Source organism: Actinomadura sp. K4S16, assembly GCF_008327685.1.
Taxonomy (GTDB): domain Bacteria; phylum Actinomycetota; class Actinomycetes; order Streptosporangiales; family Streptosporangiaceae; genus Spirillospora.
On record NZ_BDDE01000021.1, the window covers coordinates 100423 to 116752 of the forward strand.

The following is a 16330-nucleotide window of genomic DNA, read 5'->3' on the forward strand; positions in this document are numbered from 1 at the left end:
CTCCGAGTGTGTATCGTGTGCTCCATGGCGAGACTCAACATCACGCTGCCCGACGAGCTTGCCGCCACGCTCCAGGGGCTCGCCGAGGACAAGAAGATCGCCTCGGTGTCGGGATTCCTCGCGGACGGCGCGCGGCTGAAGCTGGCCTACCTGCGGGACGCGTCCACCATCGACGACCTCTTCGGGCCGCCGAGCCCCGACGAGCAGGCCATGGTCGACCGGCTGGTCGAGGGCGGACCCTCGTCCCGCCGGGACGTCGCGTGATCACCGGTCACGTCTTCGACGCGACCGCACTCCTGGACCTCGCGACCGGCAAGACCGTCTACGTCCGCGCCCGGCTCCGCGCGTCCATCGCCCAGCACGCCACGATCGTCATCCCGGCGACCTCGCTCGCCCGCGCCTGGCAGCTCGTCCCCGACCACGGCCGCGCGGTGCTGGAGCGCCTGCCCGGCATGCAGGTCGTGCACGTCGACGACCTGGACGACGTGATCGCCCAGCAGACCGGCCTGCTGGTCACGACGATCCCGAACCTCGGCATGGACGCCGCGCAGGCCGCCTGGTCCGCCCGGTGGCGCCGCTGGCCGCTGATCACCGCCGACCCCGGCCTGTACGAGGCCGTGCCCGGCGTCCGCGTGGAGCAGATCCCCTAGGGCACTGCCGCCCCGTCCGCGCTCAGGTCGTGAGCTCCAGCTCCAACTGCTCGGCGACGGGTTCCGGAGGAGGCGGCGGCGCCGTCGGGCGGGAGCCGCCGGGCCACCACCAGTTGGCGTGGCCGAGCAGGCTCATCAGCGCGGGGACGAGCATGAGGCGGACGATCGTCGCGTCCATGGCGACGGCGATGGCCAGCCCCAGGGCCATCATCTTCACCATCGGGTCCGGCTGCGGGACGAAGCTGGCGAACACGAAGATCATGATGAGCGCGGCCGAGGTGATGAGGCGGGCGGTGGCCCCGATGCCGATCACGACGGACTCGTGCGGATCGCCCGTCCGGTCGTACTCCTCCTTGATCCGCGACAGCAGGAAGACCTCGTAGTCCATGGACAGCCCGAAGATCAGGGCGAACATGAACAGCGGGATGAACGACATGATGGGGATGGCCTGGTCGACGCCGAACAGCCGGACGCCCCAGCCCCACTGGAAGACGGCCGTGACGACGCCGAACGAGGCGCCGATCGACAGCAGGTTCATCAGGGCGGCCTTCACCGGGACGATGACCGACCGGAAGGCGATGACCAGCAGCAGGAGGGCGACCCCCACCACCGCGACGACGACGGTCGGCATGCGCTCCCCGACCGTGGTGGCGATGTCGATGATCGCGGGGTTCTCGCCGCCGAGGTAGATCCGCGTACCCGGATGCGCCTCCCGGACGTCGCGGATCTCGGTGTTCCGCAGCCGGTGGACGAGGTCGGTGGTCGACGCGGCGTGCGGGGCGTCCTCCGGGACCACCTGCAGGATCGCGGTCGTGCCGGCCACCACGGGCTCCCCGACGAACGCGACGCCGGGCACCTCGGAGAGCGTCCGCTGGAGTTCCTGGCCGATGAGGACCGCGCGCTTGTCGGGCTTCTTGTCCGGGTCCGGGGCGCCCTTGGGGAGGGACGGCCGCGGGGACGGGCTCGGCCGGGGCCCCGCCGGACCCGTCAGGCCGGACAGGCCCTCGCCCGCCTCGACCGTCGGCACCACGCGCTTCGGCTTGACGCTCTTCTCCGCGCCGGGCACCTTCGCGACCACGACGAACGGGCTGTAGTGGCCCGCGCCGAACTCCCGGGCGACGATGTCGTAGGCCTGCCGCGCCTCCATCTTCGGCGACGACATGCTGTCGGCCATCACGCCGAACCGCAGGCTGAGCGTCGGGATGGAGAGGGTCAGCAGGACGAGGCTCGCGACGATGGCGTAGGGCCAGGCATGGCGGTCGACGTGGCGTCCCCACGCCGTCCAGCGGCCCGAGCTGCGGTCCGGCCGCACCCGGGCCAGCCGGTACCGGTCGATGCGCGTGCCCAGGGACCCGAGGATGGCGGGCAGCAGGGTCAGCGCGGCGGCGACCATGATGGCGACGGCCAGCGCGGCGGCGATCCCGATGCGTCCGACGAAGGCGATCCCGGACAGGAACAGCCCGCAGATCGCGAACACGACCGTGCCGCCGGCGAACACGACCGCGTGGCCCGAGTGCGCCATGGCGCGCCCGACCGCGGTCTCGACGTCGTCGCCCTCGGCGAGCTGCTGCCGGTAGCGGGTCACGATGAACAGGGCGTAGTCGATCCCGGCGCCGATGCCGAGCATCGCGGCGACCATCGGCGCGGTCGGCGCGATCTGGAACATCGACGCCAGGAAGTGGATCAGCGAGTACGCCACCACCATCCCGCACAGCGACACCACGATCGGGATGCCCGCGGCGAGGAACGAGCCGAACGCCAGCAGCAGGACGACCATCGCCAGCAGGATCCCGACGCCCTCCTGCGGCCCGCCCTTCGGCTGGTTCAGGATCATCGCGGCGATCCCGCCGAACTTGACCTCCAGCCCGGCCATCCGCGCGGGCTCGACCGCCCGGTTCAGCGCGTCGAGGTCGGCGTGGCCGACGTCGCTCATCGTGCCGGTGAAGTTGAGCCGGACGGCGACGGCCTTGTCGTCCTTCAGCCCGCCCATCCCCTGCACGTACGGGTTCTCGACGTACGCCACCCGGTCGAGCTTGGAGATGTTGTCGATCGACTGGCCGACGGTGAGCGCGACCCGCCAGTCGGCGGGACTCGCGTCGCGGGTCTGGTGGAACACGACGGTCGCGGTCGGCCCCGTCATCGCGGGGAAGTCCTGCCCGAGCGTGTCGAGGGCGCGCTGCGTCTCGGTGCCGGGCAGCGTGCTCTGCTGGACGAACATGCCCCCGTGCATGACGCCGAGGACGCCGGCGCCGAGCATCAGGGCGACCCAGAGTTCGAACACCGTGCGGCGCCTGCGCACGCAGAACCGTCCGAGCACCTCCAGGAAACGCGCCATGCCCGAAGAGAACACCTATCCAGGAAGTTTTGCAATAGATGCAACTTTGCAGTCATGGTAACGTCCGTCACATGGAGGAGGACGCCGGCGGACCGGGGCTGCGGGAGCGCAAGAAGCTGCGCACCCGCCAGGCCATCGCGACGGCCGCGCTGCGCCTGTTCGCCGAGCGCGGCTACGAGGAGACGACGATCGCCGACATCGCCGCCGCCGCCGATGTCTCACCCCGCACGTTCTTCAGCTACTTCCCCTCCAAGGAAGACGTGATCTTCGCCGAGATCGACGACCGGCTCGCCGAGGTCGCCGAGCGGCTGCGCCCCACCCCCGGCGAGACGCCGATGGCGACCATCCGGCGCAGCATCGTGGACGTCCTGGAGGCGGTGGTCGCCGAGCACCGCGACTACGGCCCGGTCCAGGTCGCGCTCATCCTGGAGCGCCCCGCCCTGCGCGCCCGGGCGCTGCAGCGCATGACCGACGCCCAGGACGCGATCGAGGCGCTGCTGCGCGAGCTGTGCCCCGGCATCTCCGAGATCGACGCGGTGGCCGCGGCCGGCATCGCGGTCGGCGGCATGCAGGCGGTCGTGGCGCACTGCCGCCGCGAGGGCTACGACCCCCTGTCCATGCGCACCGCCCTCGACCGGGCCGTGGACATCGTCGAGCACGGCCTCGTCTCGGTCGACGCCCTGTCCCGCCCCGCCCCCTGAGCCGCCGGGCACCGGCGGCGGAGGCGCCCGCCCCCGGTGCCCGGCTCAATCCCGCGCCCGCGGGGCCGCGGCTAGTCGGCGATCTTGATGCGGAGGCGGCGGAAGCCGCGGCCCTTGTTCTCGACCTTGGCGACCGTGATGCGGCCGATCTGCTTGGTGGAGCCGACGTGGGTCCCGCCGTCCGCCTGGGTGTCGAGCCCGACGATGTCGACGATCCGGACGTCCTGCACCTCCGGCGGCACCAGGTTCGTGGCGGTGCGGATGATGTCGGGGATCTCGAACGCCTCGGCGCGCGGCAGGGTCCTGACGTCGATGCGCCGGTCGGCTTCGACCTCGGCGTTGCAGGCGTCCTCGACGGCCTGCTTGAAGCCGGGCGGGACCTCGCGCAGGTCGAAGTCCATGCGCGCGGACAGGGGCTCCATGTTCCCGCCCGTCACCAGGCAGCCGTAGTCGCGGAACACGACCCCGCACAGCAGGTGCAGGCCGGAGTGGGTGCGCATCAGCGCGGTGCGGCGCTCATCCTCCACGGCGCCGCGCACCACGGTGCCGACGGGCGGGAGCGGGTCGCCCTCGGCGGGGATGAGCATCAGGTCGTCGCCCTTGCGGACGCCGGCGATACGGGTCTGGACGCCCTGCCAGATGAGGACGCCGTGGTCCGGGGGCTGGCCGCCGCCGCCCGGGTAGAAGGCCGACCGGTCGAGGACGATGCCGTCCGGGCCCGCGTCGAGGACGACGGCCTCCCATTCCCGCAGGGCCTGGTCGGCCAGTTCCAGGCGTGCGGTGCGTCCGAGGGTCTCCGCGCTCATGCCGTCACCCTAGAGCCGCCGTCGCGGGGAGCGCAGGTGATCACCAGGGGCCGTAGGGGCCCTGGCGGGAGCCGCCGCGGCCGCCGTTGTTCCGCTTGTAGGGGCCGACGGCCGGGCGGACGTCGGCGAGGTAGACGGCGGCGGCGATGAACGCCGCGACCGGGAGGATGCCGAGCAGCAGCGCGATGGGGCTGGCGCCGAGCGCCACCGGCGCGACCGCGTACGCGGCGCCGACCACCGTCGCGACGATCAGGATGATCATCCACAGCTTCTTGCTCTGCTTGCTGGCCGCCGCATACGCGTTGACCGGCACGGTGAGCGAGTCGATCAGCGCCCACGCCTCCATCGCGAAAGCGATGATCAGCAGCAGCCAGAAGAAGTAGTCCAGCACGTTGAAGCCCGACATCGGCGATCAGCGCTCCTGCTCGTCTCGGAAGGCGACTCCTCGTCGCACGCGGGTCTGCCTGCCCCAACCCTACGTGCAGCGGCCGGCATCGCGGCCTGAGGGAACGGGCACTTGCAGAGACGACGGAGCCCGGCCGGGTGTTCCCGGCCGGGCTCCGTCGTGTGGCGCCGTTACTTCTTCGTGGTGGAGCGGGACTGCCCGGTGGCCCGGCTCTGCGCCGTCCTGCGCTGCGCGGTGCGGGTCTTCGGGGCCTGCTTCGGCGCGGCCTGGTCGGCCGCCGAGATCTCGGCGACCTCCACGGCCTCGCGGTGCACGACCTTCTTGCCGCGCTCGGCGAGCTCGTCGATGAACTCGAAGGCCCGGGTGCCGAAGTGCGTGGCGTACGCGACGGCGGCGCCCGGCAGGTCCTTGGCGTCCACCCGCTGCTGGTACCGGGAGACCTCGCCGCGGTAGCGGTCGACGGTCTCGCGGACCTGCCCGCGGTAGCGGTCGACGGTCTCGCGGACCTCGCCCTGGTACCTGGTCACCTGCTCGGGGACCTCACGGATCTTCTCCACCGCGAAGTCGCCGGCGCCGGCCACGGCGTAGACGGCCTTGTTCTCGCGGAGGTTGCTGGCCAGCGTCATCCGACCTCTTCCCTTCCCTTGCGTTCTGGTCCGGCCTGTTCGGGGCCGGTCTGTTCCGGCATGGCGGGTTCGTCGGGCCCGGCGACGACGCCGCCGGCCTCGTTCTCCTTGAGGAACGACGCGTAGATGTCCAGCAGGACCTGCTTCTGCCGTTCCGTCAGGACGAGGTCGGCCCGGACGGCGGCCTGCACGTCGGTGTCGGCCTCGCGGTCCTCGAGGATGCCGGCCTGCACGTACAGCGCCTCGGCCGAGATCCGCAGCCCCTTGGCGATCTGCTGCAGTATCTCGGCGCTCGGCTTGCGCAGGCCGCGCTCGATCTGGCTCAGGTACGGGTTGGAGATGCCGGACACGTCCGCCAGCTGGCGCAGCGATATCTTCGCCCGCGTCCGCTGCTCCCGGATGTACTCCCCGATGGAGCCGACCTTCGAACTCGCCATATCTCCACTCTCCGTCATGGTGCTTGCTATTGCAAGCATCCTAGCTAGCACTTCGTGGTGAATCGCCTCACATGCCGGAAAGGCCGGGACAGCCGTCGGCCGACCTGCGGCGGAACGTCGTGCGCCGCCGTCCCTCAGGGAGGGGGACGGCGGCGCCGGGGCGGGAGAGGTGGGGCCGGGGTCACAGGGACGGGGTCGCGTACGGGTCGTGCTCGGCGAGGAGCTTGTCCAGGCGCGCCTGGTCGACCCGGCTGCTGATGGCCTGGGTCTCCTGACGGTCGCGGACGCACTTGGCCAGCGTGAACGTGGACGTGATCACGTACAGCAGGCCGAGCGCCAGGAACGCGCGGACCCAGGCGCTGACGGGCAGGTAGGCCACGCCGACGGCGACGGCGGTGCTGGAGACGGCGAACGAGATCACGGCTTGGACGAAGAACGCGGCGGAGCCGGGTTGCGCGGGCGGCTTGGAGGTCGTCATGGGACGAGTCTGCGGGCCGCCCGCGTCCCGGTCATGAGTACCGGTGCTCAGCCTCCCGTGTGCGAGGAACTCAGAGCCCGGGCGGTCAGCTCACCTTGGAGGAGGGCGCGATCCAGGTGTTGCAGACGGTCAGTTCGCGCCCGTTGAAGCCGGTGATCACCCAGCCCGCGTAGTGGCGGCCCGAGCCGTGGTCGCGCTTCTCCGGTGGCTGCCGGTCGTCGCCCCTGCCCAGCACGTCGGTGACCATGGCGTTGTACTGCTCGCGGGTCATCGGGAGGGTGGAGCGCTCGCTGCCGAGGAAGGCGCCCGCAAAGCACTGGGCCTGCAACTCGATGCGGCGGCTCGCCTCCGTCCGGGCGGCGGTGTCGCCGGTCTCCATCTGGCGGTCCCCGTAGAGCAGGATCCCGGCCCGGTCCTGGACGTGGTGCCCGTACTCGTGCGCGATCACCCGGGCGTAGACGGCGTAGTGGGACAGCGGCTCGCCGCCCGACGTCTCCACGACGTGCCGGAGGCCGACGTACATCGTGTTGTTGGCCGGGCAGTAGAAGGCGGACGCTCCGGGCGCGGGGTAGGAGCCGCACGGGCTGCGCCCCGGCTGGACCCAGAACACCCGGTCGGGCTTGTCGAACGGGATGCCGGCCTTGGTGAACTGCCTGCTCCACGCCGCGTCCAGGCAGTCGCTCAGGGTGTCCATGAACGCGCGCATGGACTGGGCGGACGGCTGGATCGGCGGCAGGCGGCAGCTCACCGACGTGAGCGCGCCCGTCCTGTAGATCTTGCTGTTGGTCGCCTTCTCGCGCGGCGTCGAGGGGCCGCCGGACGTGGCGGACGTCCCGGTGCCGCCGGCGGCGTCCCGGCCGCCGCCGACCAGCGAGAGCCCGAGGATCACGAGGACGACCAGGGACGTCAGGCCGCCGAAGATGCCCGCGATCGTCCCGCCCGCGCTGCGGCGGGGCGGCGGGCGCATCGGGGCGTACCGGTACTGCGGAGGCGGCCCGTAGGCAGGAGGCCCGTATCCCGGACCGCCATACGGCGGTCCCCCCTGCGGCGGCCCACCGTAGGGCGGCCGCCCGTAGGGCGGTGCCGGGGGCCGCGGCGGAGGAGGCGGCGGGGGGTAATGACCTGCCATAGCGCAGAATCATCGCACGCATTCCCGATACCATTTGCGGCCATGTCTGCTCTTGCGGCGATGTTCCGGTCGCGTCCGGCTTCCCTGGCGGTCTCGGCGGCGCTGGCGGTGCCCCTGCTGACCAGCACGTCCGCGGCCGCGTCCGAGGCCGGCGGGACGGTCGCCGAGGCCGGTGCGCCCAGGGCCGGGGCGGCGGCGTCCGGCTTCACCGCCGCGGAGCGGGTGCTGAAGGACGACGTCGTCCTCACCGCGGGCGGCGGCGGCACGGTCAGGGTGAAGGAGACGATCGTCTACCGGTTCGCCGGGCACGACGGCTTCCAGCGGACGTACCCCACCCGGGTGCACGAGAGCCTCACCGAGGACCGCGTCTACAGGATCGAGAACCTGCGGGCGGCCAGCCCGGACGGCGGCCCGTCGAAGGCCACGTCCTCGGCCAAGGGCCTGAACACCGTCGTCAAGGTCGCGGGCGGCCGGAAGCTGACCGGCGACCACACGGTCGTCCTGGAGTACGACGTGCGCGGCGCGATCACCCGGATGGGGGCGGCGGATGAGCTGCGCTGGCCGGTGGTCGGCGGCTGGAAGGTGCCGCTGGACGAGGCGAAGGCGGTCGTCGACGGCGGCGCGATGATCCGCAACGTCAACTGCTTCACCGGGCCGATCGGCAGCACGATCGGCTGCACGCAGTACTACACGAACCACACGCACACCCAGGGCGTGTTCGCGCAGCAGGGGATGCTGCCCGGCGAGTACCTGACCGTCGTCGCGGGCCTGCCCGCGGGGACGACGGGCGGGCACGCCATCTACGAGCGCCGCCACACGGTCGCGACCGCGTTCTCCGTCAACGCCGTCACCGGCGCCGCGCTGGCCGGCCTGCTGGTGCTGCTCGTGGGCGGCGTCGCCGCCCTCTACCTGCTGCGCGGGCGGGACGCGCGGACCGTCGGCAAGCGGGCCGCCGAGGGCGACCAGGTGCCGGTGGCGGGGGCGGAGTTCGAGCCGCCGAACGGGGTGCGGCCCGGCCAGATCGGCACGCTGATCGACGAGCAGGCCGACGTGATCGACGTGACCGCGACGATCGTCGACCTCGCGGTGCGCGGCTACCTCCTGATCGAGGAGGAGGACCGGGCCGTCACCGGCCGCCTCGACTGGACGCTGCGCCGCCTCGACCGCCCGCAGACCGACCTGCTCCCCTACGAGCGCATCCTGCTGGACGCACTGCTGACCGCGCCCGACGGGACCGTGCTCGACGCCGTCGCGCTGTCGGCCCTCGGCGGGACGTTCGCGACGAAGCTGTCGCAGGTCAGATCCGCGATGTACGACGACGTGGTGAAGCAGGGCTGGTTCGCGCGGCGGCCCGACACCGTCCGGTCCCGGTGGACGATCGCGGGCATCGCCCTGACGCTGCTCGGCATCGCCGGGACGGTCGCGCTGGCGCTCACCACCGAGTGGGCGCTGGCCGGGCTCGCGCTGATCATCGCGGGCGCGGCACTGGCCTACGGCGGCCAGTACATGCCGGCGAAGACGGCGCGCGGCGCCACGGTCCTCGCGCACACGATCGGATTCCGCGCGTTCCTGGAGCGCGGCGGCATCCCGGACGACGGCACCATGGCGGCGCGCCAGCGGATCGCGCTGTTCTCGCGTTTCCTGCCGTACGCGGTGGTCTTCGACGTCGTGGCGAAGTGGGCGGAGACGGTGAAGGACGCGGGCGAGCGCGCGGAGGGCGCGGACAACCTCTACTGGTACGAGGGCCCGGCGGAATGGGACCTGTCGAAGTTCGCCGAGTCGATGCGCACGTTCACGCTGGCCACCTCGGGTTCGATCTCCCAGTCGCGCGGGCTGTGACGGCGCCGGGCGGTTAATCGCCTGACGCCGGGTAAAGCGTGGGGCGAGGAGGTGTCGCCCCATGGTCGCCAGCACGGTGGTCGCCGTCCACGGGCTCGCCGTCCACCTGCTCAGCGGCTCCGCGTCCGCGGGCTCCCCGCCCCCCGGCCTCGCCACCGCCCCGCCCGGCCGCCTCGGGAACGCCTACTTCATGGCCGTCGGCCCGGCAGTGATCTTCGTGGCGCTCATCACCTGGGTGACGGTCGTGCTGATGACGTCGCGCAAGCGCCACCGCTACCCCCAGGGCGGCGACGGCCTCTCCCATCGCGGGCCCGTCATGGGCGGGGTGATCCTGGGCAGCCCGTCCCAGCGGACGCGCCGCGACCCGGCCCCCTCGGTGACGCACCGGGAGGTCATGGCCCATATCGAGCGCGCCCGAGCGGAGGAGGAGGCCGCCCGCGCGGCCGCCGAGGCGGAGCGGAGGGCCGTGGAGGGACCGCCGAGGCGCCGCCGCAGACTCGGCCTCCCCAGACTCCGCTGACCTGGAGTCGCGCAGAGGACGCGACGCCCGCCGGACCCGGCTCCCCGCACCCGTCCCCGTCCGGCGGGCGCCGTAGAAGCCCGTGGTGATCGCTGAGACCCCTCCAGCGGTCACCACGGGTCAACAGCGGATCATGCCTTTCCGTAAGATGTCTGACATCTTACTTTGGAGGCTGTTTCGTGGGGCTCAATCCCGTGGCGAGCGGGTCGACGGTGGACGCCGTGCTCGACCAGCTCCAGGCGCAGATCAGCGGGGGCGCGTGGCCGGTCGGCCGGCGGATCCCGGCCGAGACGGAGCTGGCCGCGCAGCTCGGTGTGAGCCGCCCGGCCGTCCGGGAGGCGATCCGGGCGCTGTCGCACGTCGGAGTGCTGGAGGTGCGGCGCGGCGACGGGACGTACGTGCGCAGCGGCTGCGACCCGCGCCCGCTGCTGCGCCGGGTCGCCCGCGCTTCCGCGCGGGACGTCTTCGAGGTGCAGCTCGCCTACGACGTCCAGGCGGCCCGGCTGGCGGCGCGCCGCCGCACCGACGCCGACCTCGCGCGGCTGGAGGAGCTGCTGCGCGCCCGCGACGAGGCCACCGAGCCGGACGCGTTCGGCGCCGCCGACGCGCGGTTCCACCTCGGCGTCGCGGAGGCCTCCCGGAACCCGGTGCTGATCGAGGCGATGCGGTTCTTCATCGACCGGCTGCACGAGTCGATGCGCGCGATCCGGCTGGACCACGAGGTCCCCGAGGCCGGCCCGGCCCGGCACCGCGCCGTGCTGGACGCGATCGCGGCGGGCGACCCGGAGGCCGCCGCATCGGCCGCCGCGGCCGTCGTGGAGCCCACCCTCGCCGTCCTCCAGTCCCTGCTCTGCGACGCCGAGACGCCCGGGGAGGAGAAGTGACGGGGCGGCGCGCCGGGCTGGCCGGCGCCCTGCTGATGATCGTCATGCTGGCGGTCAACCTGCGGCCCGCGGTCGCGGCGGTCGGGCCGCTGCTGACCGAGATCAGCGACGCCTTCCACCTGTCGGGTACGGCGGCGGGCGCGCTCACCACGCTGCCGCTCGCCTTCTTCGGGTCCTACGGGCTCGCCGCCGCGTTCCTGCGCCGCCACCCCCGCCCCGAGACCCTCGTGGTGTGCGCGATGGCGCTGCTGGTCGCCGGGCTGCTGCTGCGCCTGCCGGGCGGCGTGTTCCCGCTGTTCGCCGGGTCCCTGGTCGCGGGCATCGCGATCAGCATCGGCAACATCGCGATGCCGGCGGTCATCAAGCGGGACCACCCGTCCCACATCACGACGGTGACGGCGGTCTACACGGTCGCGATCTCGGCCGGCGCGAGCCTGTCGTCCGGACTGGCCGTGCCGGTGGAGAACCTGTTCGGCGCGACGTGGCGGCTGCCGCTCGGCCTGCTCGCGATCCCGGCGGTGCTCGCCGGGCTGCTGTGGCTGCCGAGGGCGCGGCGGGCGACCCGCGCGGCCCGGTCGGCCCCGCCCGCGGCGGCCCCGCTCGGCGTCGCCGCGCTGGTGTGGCGGTCGCGCCTGGCCTGGAACGTCACGGTGTTCATGGGCCTCCAGTCGCTGCTGGCCTACGTGGTGCTCGGCTGGCTGCCGACGATCTGCCAGGACCGCGGGATGGACGAGGCGACCGCCGGCTACGTGCTGGCGCTGGTGGCGGCGATCCAGGCGGTGGGGTCGCTGGCCGTCCCGGTGCTGGCCCGCCGGACCCGCGACCAGCGCCCCCTGGTGATCGCCACGTTCACGCTGACCGCGCTGGGCTTCGTCGGCGTGACCTGGGCGCCGATCGCCACGGTGTGGGTCTGGACGGTGGTCCTCGGCCTCGGCCAGGGCCTCGGTTTCGCGACCGCGCTCTCGTTCATCGGGCTCCGCGCCCACGACGCCCACGTCGCCGTCCAGCTGTCGGGGATGGCGCAGGGCGTCGGCTACGTCATCGCGGCGCTCGGCCCGCTCGCCCTCGGCGCGCTGCACGACGCCACCGGCGGGTGGACCGTTCCGATGCTGGGCGTGGTGGCCGTGTCCGTCGCCCTGGCGGTCCCGGGCCTGCCCGCCGGACGGCTCCGCACGGTGGGCGCGCCCGCCGGTCCGCCCCCCGAAGTGGTTAACACGGAAATCAGCGGACACATCCCTAATTGACCCAGCCGGGCCGATTCACGCCATCGGGAGGTGGTCCGCCTTGCTCACCACGATCGTCGCCGACCCCGTGCTGGCGGGCACGGCCCCGACGGGCGCCCGGTACTTCCTCTGGATCATCCCGTTCGCGATCGTCGGAGCCCTGCTGACGTGGCTGTACGCGACGCGCGCCGCCTCGTCCAGGAAGATCCACTGCTGGCGCAGGAACAATCAGCTCAACCAGCGCGGCATGGAGCAGGGCGGCTACTACACCTACGCGGCGGGGATGTTCTCGCACAGCTACCCGCCGGCCAAGGAGGGCCAGCCGGAGGAGTTCCGCAAGGACAACCCCCAGCCCGGGCGGGAGCCGAGGAAACCGTGGCCCGAGGGCGTCCTGTACGAGCAGACGATCTACAAGGAAGAGTTCGAGACGCTCAGGGCGACCAAGGGACCCGAGACCCACTAGGACACCTGCCGAGGGGCATGGCGGCCAGGCCGACGCGCCCCTTTTGCCTGCCCGAGGGCCTGGGGGGGTCGTCCCCCAGAAAGGGTCTGCCGCCGGCGCCCCGACCGCCGGCTCGCCGCCCGCCGCCTCGGACGAGCCGCCCGTCCCTGCGCGGCGTCCGTCCGGCGCCGCTACCGGGCGTGACGCCGCCTCTGCCTGTTCTCTCCGGAGCTTGACCCCGTTCACCTCGCGGAACAGGGACGTCACCCCGGGGGGACAGTGCGCGCACGCTCCTCGTTGGTAACTTTTAGTAGTCACTTGAAGTCATCAAGTGACTAAGCGCCCGCTCGCCGCCTTGGCTCGCCCCGCGACGCGCTCGGCCCGCCTACCGGGCCGGCGCGGCCGAGTACCGCTCCCGGCGTCGGCGAGGGCGCGCGCCGTCGGCCCGGCCGTCGCGAAGGGAGGTTCCGTCCGGGCCGGGCAAGGGCTTCGCAGAGAAGCCGCCCCTCGGGCTCATCGAGCTACATACCGATCCCGCCGCTCGGAGCGGCGGGGTGGATGGAGAACATATGCACACCACCGCCAAAGTGGCCGGCAGCGCGCTGGCCGCAGCCGTCACCGCCGGTCTGCTGGCCGCGGGGGCCGCGCTCGGCACCCACGCGCCGGCGACCGCCGCCGCCGCGCCGCCCAAGCCGAAACCCGTCGCCACCAAGGGCGCGGCCGTGACCACCAAGGTCGCCCAGTCCCTGCCGCACACGTCCCTGATGGGCCGGCCCGCCAAGCGCATCGCCCTGGACGGCTGGTCCGCCGACAGCGTCTGGCACAACTCCATCGCGTGGGGCGCCAACGTGCGCATCTACTCGGGCCGGTACGGCGCCTACACCAGGTGCACCGACGGCAGCGTGCGCTACGGCCCGCTCCAGGGCCCCGGGTACTGGAAGTTCGGCGGCAACTGCCTGGGCGCCGGCAACCTGACCGGCTTCGGGGTCTACGGCAGCGGCTGACGGCGTTCCGCGTCCGCGCGACGTCCGGCGGTCCCCGGGGCTACGCCTCGGGGACCGCCCCCTCGCGTCCTGGGCCCGAGGGCCGGCCGGAGCGTCCGCCCGCTACGAGACCGCGCCCTGAGCGGGGTCCGCGGTGCGGACGTAGGTGGTGACGACGAGGCCGGAGTCGAAGGCGCGCGTGGCGCCCGGCGTGAAGGCCGCGAGGGTGTAGGGACCGTCGAACAGGGGGATTCCGGAGCCGATCACCAGCGGATGGCGCTTGACGACCAGCTCGTCGATCTCGTCCACCAGCGCGCCGGCGAGCTTCCCGCCGCCCGCGAGCCAGATGTCGAGGCCGTCCCGCCGCTTCAGCTCCCGGACGAGGCCGGCCGGGTCGCCCGGAACGACGGTCACCGCGGGGTCCTCGATGTCGAGCGTCGCCGAGACGACGTACTGCTCCAGGTGCGGATACGGGCTGGTGATCCCCACCTCCAGGGCCGGCTCGTAGGTGCCGCGCCCCATGACGACCGTGTCGAAGTGCCGGTTCGGGGCGTCGGCGATGCCGAGCGGGCGGCGGACATGGGCGGGCAGGGTCTCGGGGTACTCGGTCGTGATCATCTTTGCGGGCTCCCCCTCGAAGGGGAGGAAGTCGAACTGGCCGTCCGGCCCGGCGATGAAGCCGTCGAGGGTGGCGGCGACGTAGTAGATCAGCTTGCGCATGCGGTGCTCGCTTTCGGGCGTCGGGTACGGGAGCCGGGGCCGCCGGCGGGTCAGCGGACGGAGCCGGGCTTGCGGGGCGGCCGCGGGCGCGGAAGGCTGCGCGGCTTCGGCGCAGGGCGGTCCCGGCCGGGACGTCCCGGCGTGCGGCCGGGCAGTACGGTGCGCTCGGGCAGGCCGACGTGGCCCGGCAGTGCGGTGTGGCCGGGCAGTGCGGCGTGGCCGGGCAGCGCGGCGTTGGCGTGGCCGGGCAGGGCGGTGCGGTCCTGGGGAAGGCGGAGCAGGGAAGGAGCGGTGGACTGGGCGCGCATGCGAACTCCTGATCACTCGAATTGATGTACTGTGAGCGAAGTGGTTTGAACTTAGTACTGCACTTGCAGTGATTGCAAGCCGGTGTGATGGAGGTCACAATGCGACGCAACCCCGCCCGCCGGGCCGCCCTGCTGGACGCGGCCATCGAGGTCCTGGCCCGCGAGGGGTCGCGCGGCCTGACGCTGCGCGCGATCGACGCCGAGGCGGGCGTCCCCACCGGGACCGCCACCAACTACTTCGCCGACCGCGCCGACCTGCTCACCCAGGTCATGCACCGCACCCGTGAGCGCCTCACCCCCGACCCCGAGGCGCTGGCCGAGACCATGCGGCAGGCGCCCACGCACGCGCTGGCCACCGAGCTGATGCGCCAGCTGCTCGGGCGCATGCGCGCGGACCGGACCGGCTACCTCGCCATGCTGGAGCTACGGCTGGAGGCGACGCGGCGCCCGGAACTGCACACCGAGCTCAGCGGCTTCCTCACCGCCGAGCTCGAGGAGAACATCCGCTACCACCTCGACGCCGGCCTGCCCGGTGACGCCACGGACGTCGTCCTGCTGTACTTCGCCATGGTCGGCCTGCTTCTGGACGACCTCACCATTCCCGCCATCACCGAGCCCTACGCGACCGACGACCTGATCGAGAAGCTGGTGACCCGGCTGCTGCCGGAAGGGGACTAGACCGCCTACTCGAAGACGCCCGGCGCCGGGCGGATGGCGCCGACGCCGCCGTCCCCGCCGCGCACCTCGACGGTCGCCAGCTCGTCCAGGACGATCCTGTCGGAGCCGTCGCGGACGCCGAGGGCGCGCAGCAGCGCGACGGTCACCGGCGTCCGGGCCCGCATCGCCCCGTCGTCGATCTTGACGGCCCCGGCGCGCCCGTCGGCGAACGCGAAGGCGTCCACGCCCTCGGCCCCGCACTTGACGAGCAGCCCGGGGACGGCGTCCATCAGCTGCCGCTCCTCGCGGCGGGTGCCGGACGTCCACTGCGGGTGCGTCCGCATGGCGTCGGCGACGCGACGCTCGTGCGTGCCCGGCTCGGCGAGCACGAGCGCCCGGAACGCCCGCGCCACGCCCGCGATGGACACGGCGAACAGCGGCGCCCCGCACCCGTCGACGCCGACCGCCGCGGCGGGCTCTCCGGCCAGCTCTTCGACGACCTCCCGGACGATGCGCTGCAACGGGTGGTCGGCGTCGAGGTAGGAGTCGGTGGGCCAGCCCGCCGCGACGCACGTGGCGAGCATCGCGGCGTGCTTGCCGGAGCAGTTCATGCGCAGCCGGGAGAGGCCGCCGCCCGTCCTGGCGACCGCCTGCTGCGTCGCGGGGTCGAGCGGCCAGCTCTCGGGGCAGCGCAGGTCCCCGGCCCCGAGCCCGGCGCTCGCGAGGATCTTCTCCACCCCCTCGACGTGGAAGTCCTCGCCGGAGTGGCTCCCGGCCGCGAGCGCGAGCAGCTCGCCGTCGAGCTCCAGGCCGCCGCGCAGCATCGCGACCGCCTGCATCGGCTTGTTCGCCGACCGGGGGAAGATCGGCGCGTCGGCGTCCCCCGCCCGCACGGCGACCGCCCCGTCCGCCGCCAGCCCGATCGCCGCGCCCCGATGCCGCGACTCCACGAACCCGGAACGCTCCACCTCGACCAGCACAGGATTGACGTCCACCGCACTCCTCCATCGACACGAGGCCGGCGCCCGGCCCAGGCGATCCCTGGACGGCCGGCCGAAGCGGCCCACCACGAAGAACAAGCCTCACCTGGAGGCGGACCCGCCCGTTTCCATGGTCAAGTACCCGGCGGATCCCATGAAAGCGGAACGACGGTCCACGAAAACGGTCGGGTTGGCCCATCCCGGCT

At 72.9% G+C, this 16330-nt stretch carries 20 protein-coding genes; 10 read left to right on the forward strand and 10 right to left on the reverse strand.

All coding sequences use genetic code 11. From position 1 onward, the window contains the following. Window positions 1-24: 24 nt before the first annotated feature. Together K4S16_RS33185 and K4S16_RS33190 are read left to right on the forward strand one after the other, a co-directional pair. A complete protein-coding gene (locus tag K4S16_RS33185) occupies window positions 25-264 on the forward strand; it encodes a hypothetical protein (protein ID WP_149263024.1) in 240 nt (79 codons plus the stop codon). Continuing rightward, window positions 261-650, forward strand: a complete 390-nt coding sequence (locus K4S16_RS33190; RefSeq protein WP_149263025.1) for a hypothetical protein — start codon at window positions 261-263, stop codon at window positions 648-650. Before K4S16_RS33185 ends, K4S16_RS33190 begins: the two co-directional genes overlap by 4 nt. Window positions 651-672: 22 nt before the next feature. On the opposite strand, the gene K4S16_RS33195 is transcribed toward K4S16_RS33190, so the two are convergent. Further along, window positions 673-2985: an MMPL family transporter gene (locus K4S16_RS33195; protein ID WP_149263026.1), complete on the reverse strand. Its 2313-nt coding sequence runs from the start codon at window positions 2983-2985 to the stop codon at window positions 673-675. Window positions 2986-3056: 71 nt separating this feature from the next. On the opposite strand from K4S16_RS33195, the gene K4S16_RS33200 reads away from it, so the two are divergent. Next, on the forward strand, window positions 3057-3686 hold the full coding sequence (locus K4S16_RS33200) for a TetR family transcriptional regulator (protein WP_149263027.1): 630 nt from the start codon (window positions 3057-3059) through the stop codon (window positions 3684-3686). A gap of 71 nt (window positions 3687-3757) precedes the next feature. On the opposite strand, the gene K4S16_RS33205 is transcribed toward K4S16_RS33200, so the two are convergent. The 6 genes from K4S16_RS33205 to K4S16_RS33230 all read right to left on the reverse strand — a co-directional run bounded on the left by K4S16_RS33205 (window position 3758) and on the right by K4S16_RS33230 (window position 7406). Then, window positions 3758-4492 (reverse strand): alanyl-tRNA editing protein, encoded by a 735-nt coding sequence (locus K4S16_RS33205; protein WP_149263028.1) that lies wholly within the window; start codon window positions 4490-4492, stop codon window positions 3758-3760. A 40-nt stretch (window positions 4493-4532) separates the two neighbouring features. Continuing rightward, entirely contained in the window at window positions 4533-4898 is a 366-nt protein-coding gene (locus K4S16_RS33210; protein WP_235037224.1) for a DUF2516 family protein, read from the reverse strand. A gap of 170 nt (window positions 4899-5068) precedes the next feature. Then, on the reverse strand, window positions 5069-5524 hold the full coding sequence (locus K4S16_RS33215) for a hypothetical protein (protein WP_149263029.1): 456 nt from the start codon (window positions 5522-5524) through the stop codon (window positions 5069-5071). Continuing rightward, window positions 5521-5961: a helix-turn-helix domain-containing protein gene (locus K4S16_RS33220; RefSeq protein WP_235037225.1), complete on the reverse strand. Its 441-nt coding sequence runs from the start codon at window positions 5959-5961 to the stop codon at window positions 5521-5523. Before K4S16_RS33220 ends, K4S16_RS33215 begins: the two co-directional genes overlap by 4 nt. A gap of 181 nt (window positions 5962-6142) precedes the next feature. Next, window positions 6143-6439, reverse strand: a complete 297-nt coding sequence (locus K4S16_RS33225) for a YiaA/YiaB family inner membrane protein (RefSeq protein WP_149263030.1) — start codon at window positions 6437-6439, stop codon at window positions 6143-6145. A gap of 85 nt (window positions 6440-6524) precedes the next feature. Continuing rightward, window positions 6525-7406: a neutral zinc metallopeptidase gene (locus K4S16_RS33230; protein WP_149263031.1), complete on the reverse strand. Its 882-nt coding sequence runs from the start codon at window positions 7404-7406 to the stop codon at window positions 6525-6527. Window positions 7407-7610: 204 nt separating this feature from the next. Here K4S16_RS33230 and K4S16_RS33235 point away from each other — a divergent pair, with 204 nt between their 5' ends. The 6 genes from K4S16_RS33235 (at window position 7611) to K4S16_RS33260 (ending at window position 13480) form a co-directional block, all read left to right on the forward strand. After that, window positions 7611-9407 (forward strand): DUF2207 domain-containing protein, encoded by a 1797-nt coding sequence (locus tag K4S16_RS33235; RefSeq protein ID WP_149263032.1) that lies wholly within the window; start codon window positions 7611-7613, stop codon window positions 9405-9407. A 61-nt stretch (window positions 9408-9468) separates the two neighbouring features. Then, window positions 9469-9927: a hypothetical protein gene (locus K4S16_RS33240; protein ID WP_149263033.1), complete on the forward strand. Its 459-nt coding sequence runs from the start codon at window positions 9469-9471 to the stop codon at window positions 9925-9927. A gap of 179 nt (window positions 9928-10106) precedes the next feature. Next, window positions 10107-10811, forward strand: coding sequence for a FadR/GntR family transcriptional regulator (locus K4S16_RS33245; RefSeq protein WP_200842263.1), 705 nt, complete (start codon window positions 10107-10109; stop codon window positions 10809-10811). Continuing rightward, on the forward strand, window positions 10808-12055 hold the full coding sequence (locus tag K4S16_RS33250) for an MFS transporter (RefSeq protein WP_149263034.1): 1248 nt from the start codon (window positions 10808-10810) through the stop codon (window positions 12053-12055). Before K4S16_RS33245 ends, K4S16_RS33250 begins: the two co-directional genes overlap by 4 nt. A 40-nt stretch (window positions 12056-12095) precedes the next feature. Beyond that, on the forward strand, window positions 12096-12497 hold the full coding sequence (locus tag K4S16_RS33255; protein WP_149263035.1) for a hypothetical protein: 402 nt from the start codon (window positions 12096-12098) through the stop codon (window positions 12495-12497). Between the two features lie 548 nt (window positions 12498-13045). Then, on the forward strand, window positions 13046-13480 hold the full coding sequence (locus K4S16_RS33260) for a hypothetical protein (protein WP_149263036.1): 435 nt from the start codon (window positions 13046-13048) through the stop codon (window positions 13478-13480). A gap of 102 nt (window positions 13481-13582) precedes the next feature. Here K4S16_RS33260 and K4S16_RS33265 read toward each other — a convergent pair whose 3' ends face one another. Then, window positions 13583-14179 (reverse strand): dihydrofolate reductase family protein, encoded by a 597-nt coding sequence (locus K4S16_RS33265; protein WP_149263037.1) that lies wholly within the window; start codon window positions 14177-14179, stop codon window positions 13583-13585. A gap of 50 nt (window positions 14180-14229) precedes the next feature. Then, window positions 14230-14487, reverse strand: coding sequence for a hypothetical protein (locus K4S16_RS33270; protein WP_149263038.1), 258 nt, complete (start codon window positions 14485-14487; stop codon window positions 14230-14232). Between the two features lie 99 nt (window positions 14488-14586). On the opposite strand from K4S16_RS33270, the gene K4S16_RS33275 reads away from it, so the two are divergent. Continuing rightward, complete coding sequence (locus K4S16_RS33275; protein ID WP_149263039.1) at window positions 14587-15165, forward strand: TetR/AcrR family transcriptional regulator; 579 nt, start codon at window positions 14587-14589, stop codon at window positions 15163-15165. A 5-nt stretch (window positions 15166-15170) separates the two neighbouring features. Here K4S16_RS33275 and K4S16_RS33280 read toward each other — a convergent pair whose 3' ends face one another. Next, window positions 15171-16139 carry an asparaginase gene (locus K4S16_RS33280; protein ID WP_149263040.1) on the reverse strand — a complete coding sequence of 323 codons (969 nt, stop codon included), beginning with the start codon at window positions 16137-16139 and terminating at the stop codon, window positions 15171-15173. Window positions 16140-16330 lie beyond the last annotated feature (191 nt).